This is a genomic window from Neptuniibacter sp. QD48_11 (assembly GCF_047778095.1).
Lineage (GTDB): Bacteria > Pseudomonadota > Gammaproteobacteria > Pseudomonadales > Balneatricaceae > Neptuniibacter.
Genome location: NZ_CP180551.1, coordinates 1,828,529 through 1,853,536 on the forward strand (window position 1 = coordinate 1,828,529; position 25,008 = coordinate 1,853,536).

The 25,008-nt window shown below is 42.6% G+C and carries 20 protein-coding genes, 1 tRNA gene and 1 pseudogene; 13 read left to right on the plus strand and 9 right to left on the minus strand.

What is annotated here, in order from left to right; all coding sequences use genetic code 11:
• Nucleotides 1–285 precede the first annotated feature (285 nt).
• Nucleotides 286–1,713, plus strand: coding sequence for a sigma 54-interacting transcriptional regulator (locus ACMXYU_RS08250; RefSeq protein ID WP_415898272.1), 1,428 nt, complete (start codon nucleotides 286–288; stop codon nucleotides 1,711–1,713).
• A gap of 7 nt (nucleotides 1,714–1,720) precedes the next feature.
• Here the strand turns inward: ACMXYU_RS08250 and ACMXYU_RS08255 are convergent, their stop codons facing one another.
• The gene (locus ACMXYU_RS08255; RefSeq protein ID WP_415898273.1) at nucleotides 1,721–2,386 is read right to left on the minus strand and encodes an SDR family oxidoreductase; all 666 of its coding nucleotides are present in this window, start codon (nucleotides 2,384–2,386) and stop codon (nucleotides 1,721–1,723) included.
• Between the two features lie 98 nt (nucleotides 2,387–2,484).
• Nucleotides 2,485–3,264: a substrate-binding periplasmic protein gene (locus ACMXYU_RS08260; RefSeq protein WP_415898274.1), complete on the minus strand. Its 780-nt coding sequence runs from the start codon at nucleotides 3,262–3,264 to the stop codon at nucleotides 2,485–2,487.
• A gap of 151 nt (nucleotides 3,265–3,415) precedes the next feature.
• Here ACMXYU_RS08260 and ACMXYU_RS08265 point away from each other — a divergent pair, with 151 nt between their 5' ends.
• The gene (locus ACMXYU_RS08265; protein WP_415898275.1) at nucleotides 3,416–4,147 is read left to right on the plus strand and encodes a helix-turn-helix domain-containing protein; all 732 of its coding nucleotides are present in this window, start codon (nucleotides 3,416–3,418) and stop codon (nucleotides 4,145–4,147) included.
• 25 nt (nucleotides 4,148–4,172) lie between these two features.
• On the opposite strand, the gene ACMXYU_RS08270 is transcribed toward ACMXYU_RS08265, so the two are convergent.
• Nucleotides 4,173–4,865 (minus strand): hypothetical protein, encoded by a 693-nt coding sequence (locus tag ACMXYU_RS08270; protein ID WP_415898276.1) that lies wholly within the window; start codon nucleotides 4,863–4,865, stop codon nucleotides 4,173–4,175.
• A gap of 203 nt (nucleotides 4,866–5,068) precedes the next feature.
• On the opposite strand from ACMXYU_RS08270, the gene ACMXYU_RS08275 reads away from it, so the two are divergent.
• Nucleotides 5,069–7,225, plus strand: coding sequence for a VIT and vWA domain-containing protein (locus ACMXYU_RS08275; protein WP_415898278.1), 2,157 nt, complete (start codon nucleotides 5,069–5,071; stop codon nucleotides 7,223–7,225).
• Between the two features lie 17 nt (nucleotides 7,226–7,242).
• On the plus strand, nucleotides 7,243–7,938 hold the full coding sequence (gene rrtA, locus ACMXYU_RS08280; protein ID WP_415898279.1) for a rhombosortase: 696 nt from the start codon (nucleotides 7,243–7,245) through the stop codon (nucleotides 7,936–7,938).
• Between the two features lie 24 nt (nucleotides 7,939–7,962).
• On the opposite strand, the gene ppsA is transcribed toward rrtA, so the two are convergent.
• Nucleotides 7,963–10,332: a phosphoenolpyruvate synthase gene (ppsA, locus tag ACMXYU_RS08285; protein ID WP_415898280.1), complete on the minus strand. Its 2,370-nt coding sequence runs from the start codon at nucleotides 10,330–10,332 to the stop codon at nucleotides 7,963–7,965.
• Between the two features lie 238 nt (nucleotides 10,333–10,570).
• Between ppsA and ACMXYU_RS08290 the strand changes: the two genes are divergently transcribed.
• Complete coding sequence (locus tag ACMXYU_RS08290; RefSeq protein ID WP_415898281.1) at nucleotides 10,571–11,389, plus strand: pyruvate, water dikinase regulatory protein; 819 nt, start codon at nucleotides 10,571–10,573, stop codon at nucleotides 11,387–11,389.
• 55 nt (nucleotides 11,390–11,444) lie between these two features.
• Here the strand turns inward: ACMXYU_RS08290 and ACMXYU_RS08295 are convergent, their stop codons facing one another.
• A complete protein-coding gene (locus ACMXYU_RS08295; RefSeq protein WP_415898282.1) occupies nucleotides 11,445–12,782 on the minus strand; it encodes a hypothetical protein in 1,338 nt (445 codons plus the stop codon).
• A gap of 14 nt (nucleotides 12,783–12,796) precedes the next feature.
• Nucleotides 12,797–14,242 carry a rhomboid family intramembrane serine protease gene (locus ACMXYU_RS08300; RefSeq protein WP_415898283.1) on the minus strand — a complete coding sequence of 482 codons (1,446 nt, stop codon included), beginning with the start codon at nucleotides 14,240–14,242 and terminating at the stop codon, nucleotides 12,797–12,799.
• Between the two features lie 270 nt (nucleotides 14,243–14,512).
• Between ACMXYU_RS08300 and ACMXYU_RS08305 the strand changes: the two genes are divergently transcribed.
• Entirely contained in the window at nucleotides 14,513–15,184 is a 672-nt protein-coding gene (locus ACMXYU_RS08305) for a FecR domain-containing protein (RefSeq protein WP_415898284.1), read from the plus strand.
• Here ACMXYU_RS08305 and amrA read toward each other — a convergent pair.
• Nucleotides 15,181–15,780: an AmmeMemoRadiSam system protein A gene (gene amrA / locus ACMXYU_RS08310; protein ID WP_415898285.1), complete on the minus strand. Its 600-nt coding sequence runs from the start codon at nucleotides 15,778–15,780 to the stop codon at nucleotides 15,181–15,183. The genes ACMXYU_RS08305 and amrA overlap by 4 nt on opposite strands.
• Nucleotides 15,767–16,546: an AmmeMemoRadiSam system protein B gene (amrB, locus tag ACMXYU_RS08315; protein ID WP_415898286.1), complete on the minus strand. Its 780-nt coding sequence runs from the start codon at nucleotides 16,544–16,546 to the stop codon at nucleotides 15,767–15,769. The genes amrA and amrB overlap by 14 nt, the downstream gene beginning before the upstream one ends.
• A gap of 150 nt (nucleotides 16,547–16,696) precedes the next feature.
• On the opposite strand from amrB, the gene amrS reads away from it, so the two are divergent.
• The gene (gene amrS / locus ACMXYU_RS08320; RefSeq protein ID WP_415898287.1) at nucleotides 16,697–17,767 is read left to right on the plus strand and encodes an AmmeMemoRadiSam system radical SAM enzyme; all 1,071 of its coding nucleotides are present in this window, start codon (nucleotides 16,697–16,699) and stop codon (nucleotides 17,765–17,767) included.
• 284 nt (nucleotides 17,768–18,051) lie between these two features.
• On the opposite strand, the gene ACMXYU_RS08325 is transcribed toward amrS, so the two are convergent.
• A tRNA-Met gene (locus ACMXYU_RS08325) sits at nucleotides 18,052–18,128 on the minus strand.
• Nucleotides 18,129–18,458: 330 nt separating this feature from the next.
• Between ACMXYU_RS08325 and ilvC the strand changes: the two genes are divergently transcribed.
• From ilvC to ACMXYU_RS08355, 6 genes and pseudogenes are all read left to right on the plus strand, one after another.
• Nucleotides 18,459–19,934 (plus strand): ketol-acid reductoisomerase, encoded by a 1,476-nt coding sequence (gene ilvC, locus ACMXYU_RS08330; RefSeq protein WP_415898288.1) that lies wholly within the window; start codon nucleotides 18,459–18,461, stop codon nucleotides 19,932–19,934.
• Between the two features lie 140 nt (nucleotides 19,935–20,074).
• A complete protein-coding gene (gene modF / locus ACMXYU_RS08335) occupies nucleotides 20,075–21,520 on the plus strand; it encodes a molybdate ABC transporter ATP-binding protein ModF (RefSeq protein WP_415898289.1) in 1,446 nt (481 codons plus the stop codon).
• 169 nt (nucleotides 21,521–21,689) lie between these two features.
• Nucleotides 21,690–22,046, plus strand: a pseudogene (locus ACMXYU_RS08340) (ATP-dependent zinc protease); the annotation flags it as partial.
• A 129-nt stretch (nucleotides 22,047–22,175) separates the two neighbouring features.
• On the plus strand, nucleotides 22,176–23,069 hold the full coding sequence (rimK, locus tag ACMXYU_RS08345; protein ID WP_415884656.1) for a 30S ribosomal protein S6--L-glutamate ligase: 894 nt from the start codon (nucleotides 22,176–22,178) through the stop codon (nucleotides 23,067–23,069).
• A 168-nt stretch (nucleotides 23,070–23,237) separates the two neighbouring features.
• Entirely contained in the window at nucleotides 23,238–24,275 is a 1,038-nt protein-coding gene (locus ACMXYU_RS08350) for an inorganic phosphate transporter (protein ID WP_415898290.1), read from the plus strand.
• Between the two features lie 19 nt (nucleotides 24,276–24,294).
• The gene (locus tag ACMXYU_RS08355) at nucleotides 24,295–24,939 is read left to right on the plus strand and encodes a DUF47 domain-containing protein (RefSeq protein ID WP_415888050.1); all 645 of its coding nucleotides are present in this window, start codon (nucleotides 24,295–24,297) and stop codon (nucleotides 24,937–24,939) included.
• Nucleotides 24,940–25,008 lie beyond the last annotated feature (69 nt).

Genomic DNA, 25,008 nt, shown 5'->3' on the forward strand with positions numbered 1-25,008 from the left:
TGGTTATTTATTAAAGCAATAACTGTCTCATATTTAAGAATCTTGAATAGAAAAGATAATCAAACAATTGTTTAAATCTTTTAAAGATTAATTGACAGTAAGTCATTTGGCATCAATGCTTATTTACGGAAGGAAATCATCGAGCAATATAATAAAACCAATATTAAGCCATGGCTTTTGGCCTATGGTGTAAGCTTCATGGGCTTTTCAATTTCGTCTTAAGTTGTTTTAGGTTTAAAGCTCGCTTAACTACAAGGAAGATAAGAGAACACAGGGCTGATTCTTATGGAAAAACAACTCGAAAGTGAATCTTATGTGGCTTCAGCGGTAAATCCAGCCATAGTCAGTCAACAAAATGACTCTCATGAAGGTAGCCATATTATTTACTTCAGGCCTAGGACTGAAGAAAACCATGACCTTCCAGATTTAGAAAATGTTCGCGTTCTAAATAACCATGTTCTCGCTGCAACAGATTCACAAAGCGCCAAGCAATTGATGGCTTCTAAGCGATTTCAACTGGGCATTGCTGCTTGTCACTTTCTCGACGATAAAGTACTTCAAGAACTCAAAGATATATTGTCCTACGACGAAAATATTCTTTGGATTCTGCTTCTACCTAAGCCCTTTATAGATAACCCTCAAATCGCATCTTTAATTAGTCATTATTGTTTTGATTATCACACCTATCCTGTTGAAATTGAAAGACTTGGTATCATTCTAGGTCATGCGTTAGGTATGACTAAACTGAGAAACAAAACACTCACATCAGCCTTCAAAAAAGACAACAAATGCCTTATTGGTGAAAGCCCTGTCTTTAAGGAAATTCTTCTTAAGTGTTCTAAAGCTGCAAGAGTTGAAGCACCTGCTTTGCTAATAGGTGAAAGCGGTACAGGGAAAGAATTATTCGCAAAATATATTCACGAATATTCAGATCGAAGTGATAAACCATTTATCGCAGTGAATTGCGCAGCCCTACCGGCAACTCTTATACAGTCGGAACTTTTTGGACATGAAAAAGGTGCATTTACAGGTGCAGATTCAAGGCGTATAGGCCGATTTGAAGAAGCACATGACAGTACAATATTTTTAGATGAAATTGGTGATTTACCTCTAGATATGCAAGTTATTTTGTTGCGTTTTCTTGAGACTAAAACCATAGAACGCCTAGGAAGCACCAAAACAATTCATGCCAATGCTCGGGTCATTGCAGCCACGCATGTCAATCTTGAAGAGGCTGTGAAAGAAGGACGATTTAGAGAAGACTTATATTACCGCCTAAATGTCCTACCACTCGATGTACCTAACCTTCAATCCAGAGGTTCAGAAGATATACAGCGAATAGCGAATTATTATTTAGAGCGATATACCAAAGAAAATGACTTAAAGAAAAAGAAATTTAGTTCAGCTGCTCTGAAGTTGATGGGTCAAAACCACTGGTCAGGTAACATCCGTGAACTAATAAATCGGGTATGTAATGCCGCTATTATGTCTGACAGCATGATAATTACGGCCAAGGATATGGGGCTAGATAGAAGAGAAGATGAACGCCGTCTCATGCCACTAGAAGAAGCAAAAAGCAGGGCTGAAAAAGCTGCAATTCTTAATGCATTAAGGCACGCTAACAATAACGTGACCGTTGCTGCATCTATATTAGAGACTTCACGTTCATCTTTATATCGGTTACTCGAAAAGCACCAGATATTAAATAACTAGCTTTTACTTACCAAGGTAAGACTTCACCGTTTGAATGCCAGAATGTTCCTGTATTTTCGAGATTAAGCTCTTCAATACGCTGAGAAAGCCTTTCCGCAGCCTGATCTGGTGTTATATCGCCTACTCCGCCAATCATTTCTGTTCCGACTAGTCCAGGGTGCAAGATCGCAACGGCTACACCTCTTGGTTCCAGATCGCGTGCTAAGGACATACCCGCGATATTCAGAGCTGCTTTCGACATGCGGTAACCATATCGACCGCCGCTGGTATTATCAGTGATAGATCCCATACGACTTGTAATTAGCGCTACTTTTGCTGAATTTGATAAATTATCTAGTAACGTCTCCGTTACCAATAAAGGCGCTAATGCATTGGTTTCAAATTGATCGCGAATGGTTTCGACATTCAAATTGCCAAGAATCTCATTACGTAAAATACCGGCATTGTTAATCAGCAGATCAATTTTGATGCCCGTTAAAGCCGTTTTTAACTTCTCTAAACCTTCATTCTTTGCAACATCAACTTCACCAATGACTTCAACACCTAGCTGTTTCAGCTCAGGAGAACAAGTACGGCACGCAGCAAAAACCTTATATCCCTTAGATTTGTATAACGCGCTGAAAGACAAACCTATACCGCGGCTAGCACCTGTAATTACGACTGTTTTTGACATAAAAGATCCCTAAGAATAGATGTTGTATTACATGAAGTTAGCATCATGTAAGTAACTTTGGAGAATAAACTACAACAGAATAATGAAGGATGTATACGTTATTCTCTGGGGTATAAATACTGATTTGCCAATCGATCGTATTCACCGTCTTTTTTTAACTGGTCTAATGCACTCTGCCATTCAGCGATCTCCTCATCAGGAGTCTGTTTTGAAAAAGCGATATAACCTTCACTTCGATATAAAACGATTGGCGTCTTTTTGATGATTTTTTCTGAAACACCGCTAGTTTTGAAAACATTCGATACCTCGTGCAGTGAAACAGGCGTGTAATCGACCCGCCCTTCAGCAAGCAGTCTGAAACAGCTGTTGTAGCTATTAGCCACTAAGATCAACACAGGAGTCTCAGCTTTTAGGATTCTCTCGTGCCTGCTGCCCCGCAGTACACAAACTCTAACCTCTTCTGTAAATTCTAGATAAGAAGTAAGTTGCTTGGGGTAGCTGGTATTTTTAAAGAACTGAACACTATCTGATTGTAATGGACCAACCCACTTAAACTGGTTCTCACGTTCTTCATTTCGGCTTATATTGAAGATTGCATAGTTAGGTCCCTGTTTTACGAGATCAACACCTCTTAAAAAAGGTACTTCAACAGGCTCGAAACGTAGCTTTCTAACGTCAGACATTGCTCTAACTAATTCAAGGTTAAATGCTCGACGACCTGCGTGCTCGATACCTCTAATTTCACCTGAGTAATCTTTAAATACTGACTTTTTGAGGTTGTGCGTTAAAAACTGAGTGTTGTTTCTAGCATCATTAGAATCTGCATACAGGTAGTTACAAGCAACGCAAAATAAGCCTAAGGCCCACCCTAATCTCATTAAACCACCCCGATTTTCAAATCTAATACGCGTGATACTTAATAGTTTAGACAAGAGTTAATGTTTAAGAGTCGTAATAACCAATTGATTATCGTGAATATATAAAGCGCTTCGGTTAAGATCGCTGTGAGCATAACTTAAGGAATAAATTATGGCGCAAGTTGGACCACTGATAGATACACTCAAGCGAGAACTTAAAGCTCAAGGTAAAACTTACTTGGATGTTGCTGAAATTCTTGATTTAAGTGAAGCGTCTGTAAAGCGACTTTTTGCTGAAAAGAACTTTACCCTTACAAGACTAGAAGCTATCTGCGATATGCTTAATATCGAGCTATCTGAGCTTGTACAGAAGATGAGTAAAGATCAGTGCCAACTAACTCAATTAACCAGAGACCAAGAAAAAGAGATCGCGAACGATCTGATTTTGTTGTTAATCACAGTTAGCGTGATTAGTGGAATGACGTTCTCTGACATACTCAATGCTTATGACATTCCAGAAACAGAATGCATTCAAAAGCTTGCTAAATTGGATCGCCTTAAGATTATCAATCTACTGCCTGGTAACCGCGTAAAACTTTTGGTTGCCCCTAATTTCCATTGGCTACCTAATGGCCCTATCCAGCAATTTTTCCAAGAAAAAGTTGAACAGGACTTCTTTAGCTCACGTTTCGATAAAGCTAACGAAAAGCTGATCGTGACTAATGCGATCCTGACCGATAGCTCCAATGCTCGTTTGCAAAAGAAAATGGAGCGACTCGCTGCAGAGTTTAACGAATTAATGCAGGAAGACCACTCTGCTCCGCAACAGAAAAAAAGTGGTACGACCATGGTACTTGCCATCCGCCAATGGCAATACTCGCTATTTAAAAAGATCTCTAAATAGTATTGCTGGGCATTTACTTACGGAGTTAAACCAGAGCACTGCCTTCACTAGTTACTGTTAGCTTCCCTTCTTCTGAGAAAGAGAGCTCAACTGACGGGTACTGTCGGTTATCGCCCAACAAATAACTGTATTTGTCGATAATGGCATCTATCTCTGCTTGTGAATTGGCTTTATCCATCTCTTGTCGGTATGGCTCAAGCTCTTTGAAAGCCGCAAGGTGTGATGCCAAAGCATTAACAGTGCTTAGCTCTTTAGCGATAGCCGGTTCTTCTTTCAATGCTTGTTTAAGCTGATCGGCATAAGGGTAATCAGCTGGTAAAACTATTTGTCCTTTACCGTCATAATTGATCGATTCAGGTGCTTCTGGAATGTTGTGACGGGACAAAAAATCGGGGAACACTTTTGAAAGGTGATTCTGTAACGCGCTTACGTTCTGCTCATTTGGCAGCAACAAACCCTCAATATCGAAGATATCCCCTTCATGGGCTGGCTTCGCTTGGAAGTAAGTGTCTAAATCGTACTCTTTATCACCTTTGGCAGTACTGAGAGTATAAACAGACTCAGATTCACTTAACTGTTTAGCTTCTTCCGTTAAGAACACGGTATTGCCGCTGACAGAGACTGATCGGCCAGAGTTTGCCAGAGCGGCACTTTGTCCGGAGTCATTCGGATTTGTGCCTACTAAGCTAGAAGACTGATAACTACTGGAGATATACATATTTAACTGCGCCTATGTTAATCCATTATAACAAGGAATCTATGTTCAGATTGGATAGTCAGCAATCTTCGGGCCAGTTCATAAATAGGTTGGTATTATATTTTGATACTCATAGCTGTTTAATTTAAAACCTATTTCAATTTCATTTTAACAATCGCCTAAACATCACAATCTTGCTCCCATCAATAGATGAGGAACAAGCGATGAAACACTCAACTCCTAACCTAAAACGCAGCAGCCTATTCACAGCGATAGCATTAGGCAGCGCTCTTTTGATGAGCCCATACAGTAATGCTGCAGGACTATTAAAACCGAGCAATGCAGGGTATGAAGAGCTAAAAATCAAAGAACACCATGTCGATGTTGTGATTGAAGATATGTACGCAACCACAACAGTTGAGCAAGTTTTTCATAACCCTAACGCGACTGATCTAGAAGCTATTTACTCCTTCCCGGTTCCAGATAAAGCGGCTGTAGGTGAATTTAGCTATTGGATTGATGGCCAACCTGTTACAGGTGAAGTCGTAGAGAAACAGCGTGCCCGACAGATCTACGAGCAGGAAAAACAAAAGGGAAATGAAACTGCGATCGTAGAGAAAGACCAATACAAAACGTTCGATATCTCTGTCTTTCCTGTAAAGGCTAATCAAGAAGTTAAAATCAAGTTGGTCTATATCCAAAATACCCAGACCGATACTGGAATTGGTCGATACGTATACCCTCTTGAAGATGGTGGTGTCGATGAGCAAAAACTGAGCTTCTGGGATCGTAACGAAACGGTAAATGAGAAGTTCTCTTTTGATGTGAAGCTAAGAACCAGCTATCCCGTTGATGGTTTACGAATGCCTAAACACCCAAATGCATCCTTCCAACAACTTAATGCCTATGAATGGCAAGCTAGCTTGATCAATTCAGCTAACCACCTGACGCAACAGCAGCTAGATCTGGAGCAAGCAGAATTGTCCGAACAGTATGAAACTCAAAACTCAGAAACTCCTATCAATAGCAGTGTGACGACCCTAGATAAAGATATATTGCTGTACTGGCGTCATGCTGAAAACCTACCCGCAAGCGTGGATATGCTTGCTTACAAAGAAGCCGACTCGAGTAAAGGTACTTATAAGCTGACTCTGACACCGGGTAACGACCTTCCTGTAATAACTCAAGGCCGAGATTGGGTGTTTGTACTAGATATCTCCGGCTCTATGCAAGGTAAGTTTTCTTCCCTGATTGAAGGCATTCGAAGCGGCCTGACACAGTTAAACCCAAATGATCGGTTCAAGATCGTATTGTTTAACAATCGAGCACAGAGTTTCACTCAGGGCTACCTACCTGCTGATCAGCAAACAATTAAAGACACATTACAACGGCTAGATCAGGTCCAACCAAGCAGCGGTACAAATCTATATGCGGGACTTAAGACCGGCATTAATCAACTGGATTCAGATAGGAGTACTGCAGTCGTTCTTGTTACAGATGGCGTTGCCAATGTAGGTACGACCGAAAAGAGTAAATTTTTAGATCTACTAGAGCAGCATGATGCCCGCCTGTTTACTTTTATTATGGGTAATAGTGCTAACCGTCCCCTTTTAGAAGAGATGACACGCGTATCTAATGGCTTTGCTCTAGAGATTTCAAACTCTGACGATATTAGTGGTCAGCTTCACATAGCTAAGGGCAAGATGGCGCATGCTTCTATGCGAGATATTCAGATCGAGATTGATGGCGTGAGAAGTAAAGAGCTGGTTAAACCGCGCCTAGCTAATACCCTCTACCACGGTCAACAGCTAACTCTATTTGGACACTATTACAAACCGGGTAAGGCAGAAGTAAAACTAACCGGCACAATCAACGGTGAAAAGAAAACCTACAAGACCAGCTTTAATCTACCTGACGTTGCAACTGACAACCCTGAATTGGAGCGTTTATGGGCATATGCAGCCATTGAAGAGCTACAAGCAGAGATGGACTACCTAGGCTCTGACAAAGATGCTGAGCAAGCGATTGTTGATACCGCTGTGGAATATGGCTTGGTAACTGACTACACATCTATGATCGTTGTTAGAGACGAAGTATTCAAAGCGATGAATATTGAGCGCTCTAATCAAAAACGCGTTGAAAAAGAACAGACCGCTCGTCAAAACCGAGCACAACAACCGATTACTGCTCAGCAGAATCGTGTAGATACTCAGCAGCCAATGTTTGTCGATCAATCACAATACCAGACTAACCAGAGCCAAACTAGACCAAGTGTTTCATCAACACGCTCAGGTTCAGGTGGCGGTGCTGTATCACCATGGTTAGTTATCTTTATCGCTGTAGCCATTGCACTAGTTCAAATTCGTCGCTTTAAGCGCTAAACAGAGCTGAAACGATGATGAGTGTGTTCACTTCAACCGCAACTGCCCTTCGGGGCGGTTGTGACTCTCGTCATGCTCTTAACGATAAGGTACAGCCAACAAAAAAACCGCTAATAACCTTATCTATAATCGTCAGTGTCTTGAGTATCGGATTACTAAGTTCTAACTTCCCTATGCTTTCTTGGCTTTGCTTTGATTACGCCCTAATTACAGAGCAACAACAGTACTGGCGCTTAATTACGGCACATCTGGTACATAGCTCAGCGGAACATTTGTTTTGGGATCTAATAACCTTTACAGCTGCGGGAGTGTATTTAGAGAATCGCAACCCAAAGCTATTCATATATGGATTGCTTGCAAGCCTAGTGACCCTATCCATCTTTCTACTTTCACCACTAACAGATATAGCGCGATACAGTGGCTTATCTGGGATCCTCTACACTGTAATCTGTTTAGCAGCATGGCAATGGTTAAGAGAGGAAAAAGGCTTTATCGCATGGCTACCGTTGATAGCGATCGCTGTTAAAACGGTTACTGAGATATTTATACAAGATACAGTCTTTGTAACTGAAGGATGGGCGGTGTTTAGTGAAGCACATCTCGTTGGGGCTGGTACTGCATTGTTGCTAGGCTGTTATCTGGCTGTAAGTAGTGCTGATTTGAAACCATTTCATGCCTTCCAAAAAGCAAAAAGCGCTATTAAGAAGCCTTAATAGCACTTTGATTTATATGGGTTTTCAGCTTTCCTGATTGTTCGCCAAGAAGAACCAAGTATCGAGTACAGAATCAGGATTCAAAGATACGGTGCTAATTCCCTGCTCCATCAACCAACGTGCTAGGTCAGGATGATCGGATGGGCCTTGACCGCAAATACCGATGTACTTGCCCTGCTTCTTACATGCTGAAATAGCCATTGAAAGCAGCTTCTTAACCGCTTCATCTCGCTCATCAAATAGGTGCGCTATAACACCAGAATCACGATCCAAGCCTAGCGTTAACTGAGTTAAATCGTTAGAGCCAATAGAGAAGCCATCAAAGTGTTCTAGGAACTCGTCAGCAAGCAGTGCGTTGGATGGGATCTCACACATCATGATTACACGTAAACCGTTCTGACCACGTTTGAGACCGTTAGCAGCTAGCAGATCTACAACCTGTTTCGCTTCACCTGGAGTACGTACAAACGGGATCATTACTTCGACGTTTGTAAGCTGCATCTCATCACGTACGCGCTTAAGGGCACGACATTCGAGTTCGAAGCAATCACGGAAGTTTTCAGAGATGTATCGTGCAGCACCACGGAAACCAAGCATTGGGTTTTCTTCACTTGGTTCAAATGCATCACCACCGATTAGATGACCGTACTCGTTCGACTTAAAGTCAGACATACGAACGATCACTTTCTTTGGATAGAAAGCAGCGGCAAGTGTAGAAATACCTTCAACCAGACGATCGACATAGAAATCGACAGGGCTGTTGTAACCTGAAATACGACGAGAGATCGTCTGCTGCAATGCGGGTGGCTGCTGATCGAAATTGATCAATGCTTTAGGGTGTACACCGATCATGCGGTTAATAATGAACTCAAGGCGCGCTAGACCAACACCTGCGTTTGGTAGAGCCTGGAAATCAAATGCACGATCAGGATTACCCACGTTCATCATGATTTCGAAAGGTAGATCAGGCATGGATTCTACGCTGTTGGACTGGTGTTCATAATCTAGTTTGCCAGCATAAACTCGACCCGTATCACCCTCGGCACAAGAAACTGTAACTAGTTGACCATCAACAAACTGCTCAGTTGCATCACCACAACCCACGATAGCTGGAATACCTAATTCACGGGCAATAATGGCAGCATGGCACGTTCGACCGCCGCGGTTGGTTACGATAGCAGCAGCACGCTTCATAACAGGCTCCCAATCAGGGTCTGTCATATCAGTAACTAGCACTTCACCCGGCTGTACTTTTTCCATTTCATTGAGGTCATGGACAATACGTACATTACCAGAGCCAATTCTGTGACCGATAGAGCGGCCTTCAACGAGTACTTGGCTAGTTTCTTTAAGCAGATAACGCTCAATCACCGCCTGATTACTGCGGCTCTTAACAGTTTCAGGACGCGCCTGAACGACAAATAGCTCGCCTGTATCGCCATCTTTGGCCCACTCAATATCCATTGGGCGGCCGTAGTGGTTTTCGATCTCAATGGCGATCTTTGCTAATTGTTGTACATCGTTATCATCGATGGAGAACTGTTGGCGCTCAGACTGATCAACTTGAACAGTGGATACAGGATTGTCTAAACCCGGCTCAGAGTAGACCATCTTGATCGCTTTAGAACCGATCGTTTTACGAATAATTGCTGGTGCACCCATTTTTAGGGTTGGCTTATATACGTAAAACTCATCTGGGTTAACCGCGCCTTGTACAACGGTTTCACCTAAGCCGTATGCAGAAGTAATAAATACTACGTGGTTAAAACCAGACTCTGTATCCAACGTAAACATTACTCCGGAAGAGCCAGTTTCACTGCGAACCATGCGCTGGATACCCGCAGAAAGCGCTACTTCACTGTGCTCAAAACCATGGTGTACACGGTAAGAGATCGCACGATCGTTATAAAGAGAAGCGAACACTTCTTTGATCGCGTGCTTAACATTGGCAAGACCGCGAACGTTTAAGAATGTTTCCTGCTGACCAGCAAAAGAAGCATCCGGAAGGTCTTCAGCCGTTGCAGAAGAACGAACCGCCACAGCAATATCTTGGTTGTCAGCAGACATATCAGCCCAGTACGCTTCGATCGCTTGATCTAGTTCTGGCTGGAATTCAGCTTCCATGATCCAATCACGTACCGTCTTACCGGTCTCTTTTAATGCTTGGATATCATTAGTATCAAGCTCTTTAAGCTTGGCGTTAATCTTATCTTCTAGACCGCCGTGAGTTAGGAAGTCACGATAGGCATCAGCCGTAGTTGCAAAACCATTCGGCACTTTTACATTCGCGCCAGTTAGTTCTTGTAACATTTCGCCAAGAGAGGCGTTTTTACCACCTACTCTTTCTACGTCATTCATTCCTACCTGATCTAGGCGCAGTACATAGTTCTGCAACTGTATATCTCCTACTCTGGTGTGTAGTTATTACTTGTAATAATGATCAGATCTTACTGCACTCAGCAGCAAAAATCCCCTGAAAAAAGCGCATATATGGTGGATTAATTTGATGACAATCAGACTATTGATAAAATCATAACCAGACTTTGAAATATGAGTATATTTCAGAGCCACAACCCTGCTCCACATCTGGTATAGTCAGCCATATATTTTTGTTGCAGATTGTAAGTAGACAATGAAACGAACAGCTTTTTTTATTTCAGACGGAACAGGTCTTACCTCAGAAGCATTGGGGCATAGTTTGCTTGCTCAGTTTGATAGCATTGAATTCGAACAGATTACGCTTCCCTACATAGATAACGTTGATAAAGCACGCGAAGCCGTACAGAAGATTAACCAAGTTGCCGAACAACATGGCACTCGCCCTCTAATCTTCGATACGGTTGTTAATGAAGACATTCGGAATATTATCGCCGAATCGAATGCCTTTAAGATCGATGTTTTTTCCAGTTTCCTTAAGCCGCTAGAAAACGAGCTTGATGCTCACTCCAATTATTCTGTAGGTAAATCCCACGGTATCGTTGAGCGCACTCGCTACAAAGACCGAATCGATTCCGTGAACTTTGCAATCGATAACGATGACGGTGCGCGTACACGTCAATACGCCAATGCGGATATCATCCTTGTAGGTGTATCCCGCTGCGGTAAGACACCGACGTGCCTATATATGGCGATGCAATTTGGTATCCGTGCAGCAAACTACCCTCTGACCGAAGAAGATATGGAGTTCAATCGTCTTCCAGAAGTGCTAGAGGAGCACAAGCATAAGCTCTACGGGCTAACAATCGATCCATTTCAGTTATCTGCGATTCGTCACGAACGTCGCCCGAATAGCCGATACGCCTCACTAGATCAGTGTGATTTCGAAGTCCGTGAAGTTGAGCGACTGTTTAAGAAGCTAAATATTTCAACGATCAACACCACCAACTTCTCGATTGAAGAGATCTCAACAAGAATCATGGCTCAAGCAGGCCTTGAACGACGAATGAACTAATAAAAAACAAGGAGCCGTTCGGCTCCTGTTTTATACCTCGAAATAGCCAGTGCAATCAGTGCACAGCAGCCATCTTGGCCGCCATTTCTCTGAATCTTTCAGCCTGTTGCGCTTTACCCGGCATCGCTTCTAGCGCATCAGCCATCAACTCATAAGCCTGAACTTTACCTTCATACTGAGGAAAATCACGATGAAGACCATTAAGTAACTTAATTGTTAACTTGTGCTTTCCTGCTTCAAAACAGTGTTTAGCAATCTCATGACGAGTCGATGGGTCATTTAGCTTGAAGCCAGGATCATATTGATAAACGCGTTGGATCAAAACCGGAATTAATGATTCCCGATTAGACTGCTTAAGGCACTCAAGATAAGCCGGCATGAAGGTACTTGTATCATCTGAATTTTGAATAGCACAGAGGTAATCAAAATATCGGTTAAAGATATCCAATTCTTTAGGGAACCGTTTTATACCCTCTTTAAATTCGTATGAGACATCCTCAAAGCGCCCCTCTTTCGTCAACACCTCGACCTTGTCCATAAAATGCAGTTTGTCAGTACGGATCTGCATCTCATCTTCATCAAACCGGCTAGCAAAGCCTAAAGCGCGTTGCTTCTGGAACAATAGGTAGCCCATCAGATGAAAGATCACGATTAGATAGTAATAAGAGGTAATGCTTTCCAATATGTTTGAAAAGAAATAGAAATCTGAAAAAAGCTGATTGAGCGTCGCAACCGATGCAATCATGATCAACAAAAAAGCAAGCAATATGAGATAGGATCGACCTAATTTGCATACCAATTTAACCAACTCAATTGGGTTGATCGCCGCACCTATACTTTCAAAACGCGCATAGTTAATAAAAACTGCTGGAAGTGAAAATAACCAAAACATAGCAAAGGAAGTCGTGACGAAATCACCAAACGTCTTCGAAACTGCCAGCATCATCAACCCAATGGCTAAAAAAATGGCAATGATATGAATGATCATTTTAACGCCGCCACTATAAGCTTCAGCGACTAAAGGTGCTTTCATACTGCCATCAGCAGTTTGCTGTAAGCAAAGGAAGCTAAATTTGGTCGTTACCCCAGCAACCAAAACAGAAAGAATAAAGCCAATCAAACCGCCAATAAATGCGCCTACGGCTGAGAGTACTGATGCACCCAAAATAAGCATCAATACTTGGGTATTCATCGGATATCGAAATGCCAGATCCAACCTGCGCCAAAAAGGCTCAATATTAGCTCCGGCACCTAAGCTGTCTAATTTTTCACCACAACGAACGCAACGAATATCTTCATCTGTTTCATCGACACAACTATCACATACACTAAGATGACACGCATTACAGTGATAAGTTGAGGCTTTTAAAGGGTGGTATTTACAATGATCCATATAAACCCTAACGACTAATTAAATAAACCACGACGGCTACGTTCGTAAATCTCATCCGCAGCAGTTGCATAGCGTTTACATTTGGCATCGTGCTCCCTTTCACCAAATGCTACTGATAGCTTTCTAGCCAAATGGCTAAATTCCTCAGTTTTCATTCCACGGCTATACAGCATGGTGAAAATCTCTTCAGAAGTTTTAAGACTTGAAAGCGTCACCATTTTCCAAGCTAACTGTAATAGCTCATCATTCTTAAGCTCTTCTTGAGCAAAAGAACTGCTGTGCCACAGCTCTTCTATCTTATCGAGCTCTTCAGCTGTCGGCTTTTCGTAAGTTAAAAGTTGTAAAGCCACTAGTCGATAATTATCGTTATGCTGTGCCTTTAGAATTTCATACTTGACGCGCCTCAGTTCAAAATCAGAACCGTACTTTTCTTCAAACTCATCAATGGCTGAAATAGCTGTTTTAAAGGAGAATTTACCCAATAGATGGTATATCTTGTCTCGCGCCTTAACGTCTTCTGCAAGGTCTTCCTCTTTTTCAAGGTATTCTTCATCCAGTACTTTTGGCGAAACTAAAATTGTCGTAAAAATAAGTAATGCACCTGCGATAAATCCACCCGTATGCGCCATGAAAGCGACGTTAGAGTCGGTTACAGTGGCAAACTGATAAAGCTCGTTTGCAATATAAAGCCCTAATACCCATAGAGCTGGCGCACGCATGAAGCCAACAAAGATGAAGAACCAATAGAAAAACTCTATCTTCCTAAAACGGAAAACACCTAAATACATTGCCATAACCGCAGAAATTGAACCTGAGGCTCCAACTAAAGCACTTGGGCTTTGTGAGTTAACAAATAAGAAAAGTACCCCACCGGCGATTCCGCCAAGTAGATAAAAGAGCAAGAAGCGAAGATGGCCTATAGCGGCCTCTACGGCGAAACCAAAAATTACTAAAAAGAATATATTGCCTATAAGGTGGAAGAAATCGCCATGAAGGAACTGATAAGTCACTAAATCAAGCGGTGAAAATGCTTTGGGTTTTAAACCATGGCCAAAAATAGTGGTACTAGAAATGAGATCATATAGCTCAGAACGATTGACCCAATAATCACCGCTACCCGGTTCATCAAAACGTACTTGGTTATAGCGGAGGTATTCAAAGAAATTTAAGTCACTTAACAAATAGTAACTTAATTCAAGTGTCTTCCCTGATTGATGTAGATTTTGATATTCGGCTATCTGCTTATCAGCGACCCCATCTTCTTTGAGGTAGTTAAGGTACATATTCCACTCAGCATCGAAATACTGAAGCTCTGAGTAGCGAGAAATCGCATCGTTGATCATCTCTTCGTCTTTATCTTGCGCGAAGAAGAACACAAGCACATTCAATATAACCAAGAAAAACAGCACAAAAGGCGGTCTTCGCCAATCAAATTTCTTCTCGGTTGGGATTATGACCATAGTTTACGATTCCATTCTCAACTGTTAAGTAATTTTTTTGAACTAACAGAGGGTAACACAAAAAATAGCTACAAAAATTGTATGTTGTTTAGAGTAAATTCTGTTACGAAAACTTCTTGAGGCAATAAATAAATTGGTGTCATGAAAAGGACAAACTTCACTTTATGGCAAGATCAAAAATGGTGATTCAATTGCCATCTACAGAATTGATGTCACAATTAACCCTAAGTACCTTGTGTTTATCTGACTCAAAGAGCATGGAGCATAAAGATGTCACTTCTCTCCAATTTTTCACGCATTCTCTTGTTATTGTTCTGTTTTATTTCCAATCCTGTGGCTGCCAATAATGAAATTGGTGAGGTTGTGCTTATCCAAGGAAAACCACTTGTAGAACGCCAGAATCAGCATCTTTTCATCAAAAGGAATGATCCCCTATTTATTGAAGACGTTTTAATCACCCCTGTTGGTAGTAAGATTTTGATCAAACTAGCTGATAAAACAACTATATCTCTGGCCGAAAACACCCAATTTGAGCTATCCAAATATCAATTTGATAAAAAAAACCAAACTTCAGACGTCAGTTTTAAAATGCTGAAAGGTGCTTTTAGAACCCTAACCGGCTCAATAGGTAAACAATCCCAGCCAAAATTCGAAATACACACACCATTAGCGACTATTGGAGTGCGTGGCACGGAGTTCTGGGGAGGGATGATCTTCTCAGATGCACTGGATGTAACTATGTTGGAAGGTAAAGGGGTTTACATCAAGAACGAACATGGACAGGTAGAAATAACACATCCGGGCGACGGAACTATGGTCTCAAAAGGTATGAAACCTTCCGAAGTATCAATGTGGAGTGACGAAAAGCTACAAAAAGCAGCGGCTGCTACCGAGCTAAAGCAACAACGACAAAACCAAAGTGATGATTATCTAAACTATTAATTTCTGATGTGTCTATCGTGATCAAACACATCTATCGCCTGGTAGGTATAAAAGCGCATATATTCACTCCAGTAATCTATCGGTAGACCCGCTTTTAACTTCAATCTCTGCAGAAATGAAAGTGGCGTAGATAACTGCTGCCAAACTTGAGGTAGAAATGTGGCTCGATGCCCTCTTTCTTCAATTATTAGTCCATCAATTCCCGGCCTTAAGTAACCAAGCAGTTCTTTCTCGTTTAATACGCTTAATTCTACTGGAGCCGTTAAAACAGATATATGTATACAAAGCGCCTCATATTCACTTACAGAAACAGGCTCAAAACGAGAATCATAAAAGGCTGCGTTCACTGCATTGCTCTGTAGATCTTTGAGTAACGACCGTCGTGCTTCTAATGTACCGATACAACCTCGTAGCTCGCCATTGATAGATAAAGTCACAAAGGTTGCAGCAGACTTATTAAGCCATGACAGTTTTGAAATTGAATCATAATCTATGGGCTCATTTTTTGACTGTAACTCAAGCTTCGATGCAATTGAATCTTGAACAATTTCAATCATCAACTTTTGCTGTTCGTGACTGAATTCAGTAGATGGCATAAGCTCCGTACCCTACGACACGAGCCTTATCCCCCGCGCTGTCTCCAGAGTTACTGGTTTGCAATAGATGTGGTTTTAAGTCAGTGGAAGCTAATGCCAACAATAAACCATTAAGGCCCATGTATCCGCAAGCTTCATCACCTCTGATATCAGTATCACCATCAATAATTCGTTTATTGGTGTTTTCGTCGATTAACTTAGCTTGAACGTAAGAATGGTAATGACTCAAGTCCGTACTGATAACGGTGAGTACCTCTGAATCTTGTAATGCAGGCAAGATTATCTTGCCGACTTCACTTGCCGTTGCATTTCCAACGACAACGGGTATTAAATCCGCTTTAATATCGATTTGCTGAATAAATGGTAATTGGACTTCAAGACTATGCTCTTGCCTATGCGCAAGGTCGTTGTAACTAACAAAGCCTTTATCAACTAATTCGCTGACTCTATCCGCAGCGATAGCGATGTTACCAAGTGGAGTATTGAATTGATCAGCCAAAGGAACCGCCATACCTTGAAATGCCACTCGATGGCTTGGCCCGATTAATAAAATGTACTTAAACGGTGAATCATGAGGGATACAACTATAAGCTGCGGCTGCGACACTTCCTGAATAAATATATCCAGCATGAGGGACTATTAGAGCCCTTAAGTTCGGGACCACTTCTCTCTGCTCTTGCCTTAATAAAGTATCTACTTCACATGCCAATTCTCTAGCATCATCTGGGTAAAACAAACCGGACACGGCTGGCTGACGAGTATTCACAAGCTTCTCCGTTGTATGTCCTATTATACAAGAGCACATGAAACTAGTTTGATTGCTAACATTCACGGGCCGTCCTACTCTTCAAGTATAGAAATAAGTTACGAAAGTTTTTAAAACATCAGCGATTAATTACCCAATTAGGAACCCAGTATGAGTGTCATTGAAGTGGGGTTCTGGCATGAACTTGATCAAAACAAAATTCAATGTGATCTATGCCCACGTTTTTGCAAGTTGTCAGACGGACAGCGTGGTCTCTGTTTTGTGCGTGGTCATGAAGGTGGCCGGATGCGCCTATACACTTATGGGCGCTCCAGTGGATTTTGTATAGACCCTATAGAGAAAAAGCCACTAAATCATTACCTACCGGGGACTCCCGTATTATCTTTCGGTACAGCCGGTTGCAATCTTACCTGTAAGTTTTGTCAAAATTGGGATATAAGCAAAGCCCGAGAGATGGATAGGCTTGCCGATGCAGCCAGCCCAGAACAATTAGCAAAATACTGTCAGGAACATCATTGCCGTTCAATCGCGTATACCTATAACGATCCAGTGATCTTTCTCGAATACGCTGAAGATGTTGCGATTGCATGCCATGAATATCAAATTAACTCTATTGCAGTTAGCGCGGGTTATATTACCGATATAGCGCGCCCTCGCTTTTTTGAGCATATGGATGCTGCAAATATAGATCTAAAAGCGTTTTCGGAACGATTTTACAAAAAGCTTTGTGGAGCCAGTCTCACTCCCGTTCTAGATACTCTTCTCTACCTTCATAAAGAAACCGCAGTATGGTTTGAGATCACAACCCTGCTTATTCCAGATCAAAATGATAGTAATGAAGAGATCGATGCAATGACCCAATGGATTTACAACAACCTTGGTCCCAGCATCCCACTACATTTCTCTGCTTTTCACCCTGATTGGAAAATGAGAGACAAAGATCGAACACCTGCATCAACCCTAACGCGTGCGCGAGAAATAGCGATAAAAAACGGGTTGAGGTACGTTTACACGGGTAACGTACATGACACTTCTGGTAGCTCAACCTACTGCCACAACTGCGGATTACGTTTGATTGAACGAGATTGGTATCAGCTAGGAGAGTGGAATCTTAAATCTGGCTGTTGTGTTGGCTGTGGTGAACCCTTACCAGGCCGTTTTGAAGAAAGTCACGGCAATTGGGGCGCTTATCGACAGCCCCTGTATTTGGCTAGTGACTAGATGTAAGTAGTTAGTGGCTAGGAGCAATTCTTTATTGATCAGTAATGCGCATAAAACAATTAGGTACGGAGAAAAATAGAGCAAAGATTGTTACCCCAAGGCGATCTAGTAGGCTGCGCACTGCGTGCTAGATGGTAATGACTTCGTAATTGCTGAACCAACGACCTTCGCCCGGGGTTACAAGAGCTGAGCCCGACGAGCTACCAAGCTGATCCACTCAAATCACCATACCCCAGAAACGAAAAAGCCGACTTAGAACTAACTAAATCGGCTTAATCTGAATTTGGTAGCGGGGGCTGGATTTGAACCAACGACCTTCGGGTTATGAGCCCGACGAGCTACCAAGCTGCTCCACCCCGCATCAATGTGGCGCGAATATTATAGATCCCCTTCCCCTTTAGCAAGCACTATTTCACGCATATGCAAAATTAATCGCAACAAGCCCACTTTTTGTTTATTTAACATACAGTTATGACCCAAAATGGTGATCAGGAACAGTTTTCATCTAATTAAGCTGGATACCTGCTAATAAAGCGCTATTATTGCCTCACTTTGTATGGGATTAATCGTTGCAAGAAACGCAACAGAGCAAACCATATATATCATTTTACGCGATACCCTTTATCTTTTAGAGTAGCGCTATAACAAACATGTCGGTTAACCGACTTTTTATTTATTACGGAATGTAGAAATGTCTAAGAACTATTTCAACACGCTTCCACTGCGTGAGCAGCTAGAACAGCTGGGTAAATGTCGTTTTATGTCTATGGATGAGTTCAGCGATGGTGTTGAAGCTCTTAAAGGCAAAAAAATGGTTGTTATCGGTTGTGGTGCACAGGGCCTAAACCAGGGTCTTAACCTGCGTGACAGTGGTCTAGACGTTTCTTACGCTCTACGTCCAGCAGCAATCGCTGAAAAGCGTCAGTCTTGGAAAAACGCTACTGAGAACGGTTTCGTTGTTGGTACTTACGAAGAACTAATCCCAACTGCTGACGTAGTTCTTAACCTTACTCCAGACAAGCAGCACACACCTGTTGTTGAAGCTGTAATGCCACTAATGAAAGAAGGCGCTTGCCTATCTTACTCTCACGGTTTCAACATCGTTGAAGAAGGCATGCAGATCCGTGACGACCTAACAGTAATCATGGTTGCTCCTAAGTGCCCAGGTTCTGAAGTACGTGCTGAATACGTTCGTGGTTTCGGTGTACCAACGCTTATCGCTGTACACGAAGACAACGATCCTAAAGGCGAAGGTCTTGCACTAGCTAAAGCTTACGCTGTAGGTACTGGCGGTCACAAAGCAGGCGTTCTAATGTCTTCTTTCATCGCTGAAGTTAAGTCTGACCTTATGGGTGAGCAGACTATCCTTTGCGGTATGCTACAGACTGGTTCTATCCTTTGCTTCGACAAAATGGTTGAAGAAGGCATCGACGCTGGTTACGCATCTAAGCTTATCCAGTACGGTTGGGAAACAATCACTGAAGCTCTTAAATACGGCGGCGTGACTAACATGTTAGACCGTCTATCTAACCCAGCTAAGATCAAAGCATTCGATCTTTCTGAAGAGCTAAAAGTTATCATGCGTCCGCTATACAACAAGCACCAAGATGACATCATCGACGGTACTTTCTCTCGCGTGATGATGGAAGACTGGGCGAACGACGACAAGAATCTTCTAGGCTGGCGTGCAGAAACTGCTGAGACTAACTTCGAGAAGACTCCAGCAGGCGACGTAGAGATCTCTGAGCAAGAGTTCTTCGACAACGGTATCCTAATGGTTGCAATGGTTAAAGCGGGTGTTGAACTAGCATTCGAAACTATGACTGCTGCAGGCATCATCGCTGAATCTGCTTACTACGAGTCTCTACACGAAACTCCGCTGATTGCTAACACAATCGCACGTAAGAAGCTTTACGAAATGAACGCAACTATCTCTGATACTGCTGAGTACGGCTGCTACCTATACAACCACGCTTGCCTACCACTACTAGGCGACTTCATGAAAGACATCAAAACTGATGTTATCGGTAAAGGTCTAGACCTTGCTGATACTGGCGTAGATAACGCTCGCCTAATTGAAGTTAACGAAGCGCTACGCTCTCACCCAGTTGAAGCGATCGGTCAAGTGTTACGTGGCCACATGTCTGACATGAAGAAGATCGTATAATTATCTGATATTTATACATTTTCTTTCTTGTAAGAAAATTAAAGCCAAGGCTTTGCCTTGGCTTTTTTTTAGCTAAATTTAAGCCTTTTCCGTAACAGATCCCTATAAAACCCAATCGATAGATCCGCATAATAGAGACTATGAACAGCATTAAGATTGAGAATTACACGGCAGAATTTGGTGAGTCTTTCACGCTCAACAACATCAATTGGACGATTGAACCCAACCAACATTGGGTGATTACTGGCACCAACGGCTCCGGTAAGTCTGCCCTATCTGCAATCTTGGCCAGTGCTGGTGATAAAGTCAGTGGTACTATTTCGGGCCTACCAAAACATATCGAACTTGTTTCTTTTGAAGCTCAGGCAGAATTAATTGCCCGAGAGCTAAAGAAAGACGATGCCGATATCATGGATGTTATTAGTGAAGGCACACCGGTAAGAGAAATTCTGGAAGAAGGTAAAGCGATCTACCCAGAATTTGATGCTGACTTACTCGATCAACTTGTTAGCATGTTCAAACTAGAACACATGCTTGATCGTAGTTTCAGAAAGCTCTCAACAGGTGAAACGCGTAAGATCATGCTAATTCGCGCCCTAGCGAATAATCCAGACCTAATCATTCTGGATGAGCCTTTCGATGGTCTAGACGCTGACTCTATGAAGCTGCTACACGACCTGTTAGCAAGTAAGATCGATTCAATGGGCATGATTCTGGTATTAAACCGTTTCGATGAAATGCCTGATTTCATTACCCATGTTGCTTATACCGACAAAGGTGAGCTTCATCACACGGTTGATATTAACGACAAACAGGCTTACGACGATCTGTATCAACTGCTACACCTAAAAACGACTGATCTATCTGTGCCACCTACAGATGAATCCGATCGTCCACCAGCACTGAATCCAGAAGATCCGCTGGTGCGTTTAACCGATATTAAAATTGCCTACGCAGATTCAAAAGTTATTGATGGCCTTAACTGGACCATAAAGCCGGGTCAACACTGGCAACTAAGCGGCCCTAACGGAAGTGGTAAAACCTGCTTGCTGAACCTAATTACCGGCGACCATCCGCAATGCTATACCAACGATATCTTTGTATTCGGTATGCAACGCGGTAACGGCGAAACCATCTGGCAGATCAAGCAATATATCGGCTATGTATCTACCGCGCTTCAGTGGGAATACCGTGTAAGCATCAGTCTTAGAAACGTGATTATCTCTGGCTTCCACGACAGTATCGGTATGTACACAAAGAGTACCGATAAGCAGAAAGAAGTCGCAGACCAGTGGCTAGCCCTGCTAGGTATGGAAGATCGTGCCAACGAGCCATATAACCAGCTTTCTTTTGGTGATCAACGTTTATTGCTTATTGCACGAGCGATGGTTAAGCACCCTACTTTGTTGATCCTTGATGAGCCTTGCTTAGGCCTCGACGATATCAACCGCCAGCTCGTACTGGCGTTAATTGAAAAAATCTGTGCCAGTGGAGACACAACGGTTCTATATGTAAACCACCACGCGGAAGACCAGATCAGTGGCATCAAAGAGTTTAAGCAGTTAGAAAAGCTAACCGCTGAATAAATTCTCTAAGGCCTAGTATTCACTAGGCCTTTTTTCTTTCAGATCCACTCTAATATCGTCTAAAAAATTTCATATAAAACCTGTAAAAAAAGATTGTCTCTTGATTAAAACAGGAGTCAAATTGCACTCATGTACCACAAGGCAAATGCCTTTATTGAGGATCAAATGAGTGACAATCGAAAAGAATATCTGCGGCGCTGAAGAATGGTGCAAGTTCCCTCAACTTGCCGTTCCTGCAATCAAAGCCAGAGTCGACTCTGGTGCCAAAACATCTGCAATTCATGCTTTAAATATCCAACAATTCCAAAGAGATGGCGTTGCTTGGGTCAGATTTGATGTATGCCCATTACAGGACAATCGCAAAACAGTAGTTCATTGCGAAGCCCCTGTATTTGATCGCCGCAGTGTGAAAAGCTCTAGCGGCACATCAGAAAAGCGCTATGTAATCAAAACAAGCTTAGCTATTGGTGATCAAAGCTGGGATGTTGAACTTACCCTGACCAATCGAGATGCGATGGGCTATCGCATGCTATTAGGCCGTGAAGCGATGTCGGGTAAGTTGATTGTAGATCCAGAAGAATCTTTTTGTTTAGGTGACATTGCTGATGAAGAGTTGAAAGAACTCTATCTAAGCAAAAAACCACCTAAAAAAGGCATGAAAATCGGCGTACTAGCTAGCAACCCAAATCTCTACAGTAATCGTAGGATTATGGAAGCAGGTGAAGAGCGCGGTCACGAGATGGTGTTCCTGAATATCAAGCACTGCTATATGAAGATGGATGCTGAAAATCCAGAGGTTCATTATCGTGGCGGCAAGGTACTAAACGACCTTGATGCAATTATCCCACGGATTCGCCCAAGCATGACCTTCTATGGCTGCGCACTGACACGTCAATTTGAATCTATGGGTGTGTATTGTCTAAATACCGCTGGGGCTATTACTCAATCTCGCGATAAGTTGCATTCCCTACAACTCCTCTTCGAGAGCAAGATTGATATTCCGATCACGGGCTTTGCTAACTCACCGCTCGAAACGGATGATCTGATTAATATGGTTGGTGGCGCACCACTGATCATTAAGTTGCTTGAAGGTACTCAAGGTAAAGGCGTTGTACTCGCTGAAACCAAGAAAGCCGCAGAGAGTGTTATTAATGCATTCAAGAGCCTTAAGGCCGACATTCTCGTTCAGGAGTTTATAAAAGAAGCCAATGGCAAAGATATCCGCTGCTTTGTAGTGGATGGTAAAGTTGTGGCTTCGATTCAGCGTGAAGCTGAACCTGGCGAATTCAGAGCTAATATCCATCAGGGTGGTACAGCGAGCCTTATCGTTCCAACATCAGATGAGAAGAAGATCGCTATTAAAGCAGCTAAGGCTATGGGCCTCAAAGTAGCTGGCGTAGATATCATTCGTTCAGCGAAAGGTCCTTTACTGTTAGAGGTAAACTCTTCTCCGGGCTTGGAAGGCATCGAAGGCGCAACCGGTAAAGACGTTGCTGGCCTGATGATTCAAGCTATAGAGAAAAAACTAAAGTGGGTTGTTAACGTATAGCGTTATCCTAATTTTCAACTCATAAACCCGTTCCCATACTTTTGGGAATGGGTTTTCTGATCATGCACTAAATTCTCCTGCCCTTTTCAAATCCATAAATCCATTCTCTGACTACTATTAAGTTATTAGCCTACAAAAATCTTAAGCTAATGGGAGTCAGCAAATTAGATGGATCAAATTTGGCTATTCCTCATAGTTGCGACAGCCATTGTTATAGTCTTCGACTTCACCAATGGATTTCACGACGCATCCAATATGATCGCATCGGTGATCGCTTCTCATGCAATGACACCTCTACAAGCTATTTTAGTCATAGGCACATTCACCTTTTTGGGGCCTATGCTTGGCGGTACGGCAGTCGCAAACACCATTGGTAAATTCGTGACGTTAGATGATCTCCCAAACAATCTATCCCTATCCTTAGTTATCTGCGGCTTATTAGCTGCCACAGTTTGGAATCTGTTTACTTGGTATAGAGGCCTACCCTCGTCTTCGTCACACGCATTGGTTGGTGGTTTAGTTGGGGCGGTTGTCGTATCAGCCGGGCCAGAACATGTACTCTGGGGTTTTTCACAATTGGCTCAAGGGCAGATCACTGGCGTTACTAAGGTGCTGCTTGCACTGTTTTTCTCCCCTTTAGCAGGATTTTGGATAGGCTTTTTACTGCAACGAATCACGCTGTATCTATTGCGAGCAGCCAGCCCTTTGATCAATCGTGAATTAAGGGGCGCACAATGGTTCACTACCGCAGGGTTAGCCTTCTCTCACGGCGCTAATGATGCCCAAAAAAGTATGGGTGTATTAACTCTATGCTTACTAATGAGCGGTGAGATCAGCGAATTTGTAGTGCCATTTTGGGTCATCCTAGTTTGTGCCATCTCTATTACATTAGGCACGCTATTGGGCGGCTGGCGAATCGTTAGAACCCTAGCCTTCTCAATCTACAAAATTAGGCCCCTACATGCCTTTAACTCTCAAGCCTCATCTGCAGGCGTTATTTTTTTGGCCTCAATGATTGGCGCGCCAGTATCGACCACCCATGTAGTTTCCTCATCTATTATGGGTATAGGCGCGGCAGAGAGAGCTAAAGCCGTAAGATGGACAAAGGCTAAAGAGATCGGCATCACTTGGCTAATCACCATACCTGGCGCTGGCATAGTCTCCATTATTAGTTATGGCGTACTGAGCCTTACTAAGCTTGCTTAAATATAGAAAAGGATTGGATATGAGCGATCAGAGTAAACAAAACCTCTTTCGTAAACTCCTGAACAGGATTGTCCCTACGCCACCTGATTTTTTCTTACTGCTAACCGAGCAATGTACGTTGGTAACGGTAACGATACGAAACCTCTATCAATATATGAAAAGCCCTAATCCCTATCTTGCTGAGGTATTAGCAGCAGATGAGCACCAAGCGGACGCGCTGAAAATTCGTAACTTGCACCAGTTGAACCGGGCATTTTCTACTCCTATAGATCGTGAAGATATCTACCGCGCCATTGCATCTTTGGATTGGATCATCACACATTGTAAAAGCACAATAAATGAGATGCTCGATCTAGGCGTCGAGCCCGATGAACAGATGGTCAGGATCCTAGAAGAGCTTCTTACGGGTTGCGAAGCCTTAGAGCGAGGCTTTGGAGGACTATCTACCTATCCTGCTGGCAGTGAGAAAGATGCACAAATTGCCCGACATGCTCATAGACGTATCGAGAGACTGTATAGGCACAGCTTAAAAGAACTCTTCCAAGGTGAAGTCACCACCGAGATGCTGTGTAAGCGAGAGATCTACCACCATTTGATGGATGGATCGCGAAGATTACATGCTGCTGCAAACGTCCTTCACGACATTATGGTCAAACTAATCTAAAAACACGCGCTAAATACTCAATTCCATCGCCACTCTATCAACGCAAAAGATCAATTTTGTACAAAAACC

Bases quoted from the DNA above. Each gene is read 5' to 3' on its own strand.
- ACMXYU_RS08250 (WP_415898272.1), top strand. From the start codon at position 286: ATGGAAAAACAACTCGAAAGTGAATCTTATGTGGCTTCAGCGGTAAAT.
- rrtA (WP_415898279.1), top strand. From the start codon at position 7,243: ATGAGTGTGTTCACTTCAACCGCAACTGCCCTTCGGGGCGGTTGTGAC.
- ACMXYU_RS08305 (WP_415898284.1), top strand. From the start codon at position 14,513: ATGTCACTTCTCTCCAATTTTTCACGCATTCTCTTGTTATTGTTCTGT.
- ilvC (WP_415898288.1), top strand. From the start codon at position 18,459: ATGTCTAAGAACTATTTCAACACGCTTCCACTGCGTGAGCAGCTAGAA.
- ACMXYU_RS08255 (WP_415898273.1), bottom strand. From the start codon at position 2,386: ATGTCAAAAACAGTCGTAATTACAGGTGCTAGCCGCGGTATAGGTTTG.
- modF (WP_415898289.1), top strand. From the start codon at position 20,075: ATGAACAGCATTAAGATTGAGAATTACACGGCAGAATTTGGTGAGTCT.
- amrA (WP_415898285.1), bottom strand. From the start codon at position 15,780: ATGCCATCTACTGAATTCAGTCACGAACAGCAAAAGTTGATGATTGAA.
- ACMXYU_RS08265 (WP_415898275.1), top strand. From the start codon at position 3,416: ATGGCGCAAGTTGGACCACTGATAGATACACTCAAGCGAGAACTTAAA.
- ACMXYU_RS08350 (WP_415898290.1), top strand. From the start codon at position 23,238: ATGGATCAAATTTGGCTATTCCTCATAGTTGCGACAGCCATTGTTATA.
- ACMXYU_RS08290 (WP_415898281.1), top strand. From the start codon at position 10,571: ATGAAACGAACAGCTTTTTTTATTTCAGACGGAACAGGTCTTACCTCA.
- amrS (WP_415898287.1), top strand. From the start codon at position 16,697: ATGAGTGTCATTGAAGTGGGGTTCTGGCATGAACTTGATCAAAACAAA.
- ACMXYU_RS08260 (WP_415898274.1), bottom strand. From the start codon at position 3,264: ATGAGATTAGGGTGGGCCTTAGGCTTATTTTGCGTTGCTTGTAACTAC.
- ACMXYU_RS08270 (WP_415898276.1), bottom strand. From the start codon at position 4,865: ATGTATATCTCCAGTAGTTATCAGTCTTCTAGCTTAGTAGGCACAAAT.
- ACMXYU_RS08275 (WP_415898278.1), top strand. From the start codon at position 5,069: ATGAAACACTCAACTCCTAACCTAAAACGCAGCAGCCTATTCACAGCG.
- ACMXYU_RS08355 (WP_415888050.1), top strand. From the start codon at position 24,295: ATGAGCGATCAGAGTAAACAAAACCTCTTTCGTAAACTCCTGAACAGG.
- ACMXYU_RS08300 (WP_415898283.1), bottom strand. From the start codon at position 14,242: ATGGTCATAATCCCAACCGAGAAGAAATTTGATTGGCGAAGACCGCCT.
- ACMXYU_RS08295 (WP_415898282.1), bottom strand. From the start codon at position 12,782: ATGGATCATTGTAAATACCACCCTTTAAAAGCCTCAACTTATCACTGT.
- rimK (WP_415884656.1), top strand. From the start codon at position 22,176: ATGAAAATCGGCGTACTAGCTAGCAACCCAAATCTCTACAGTAATCGT.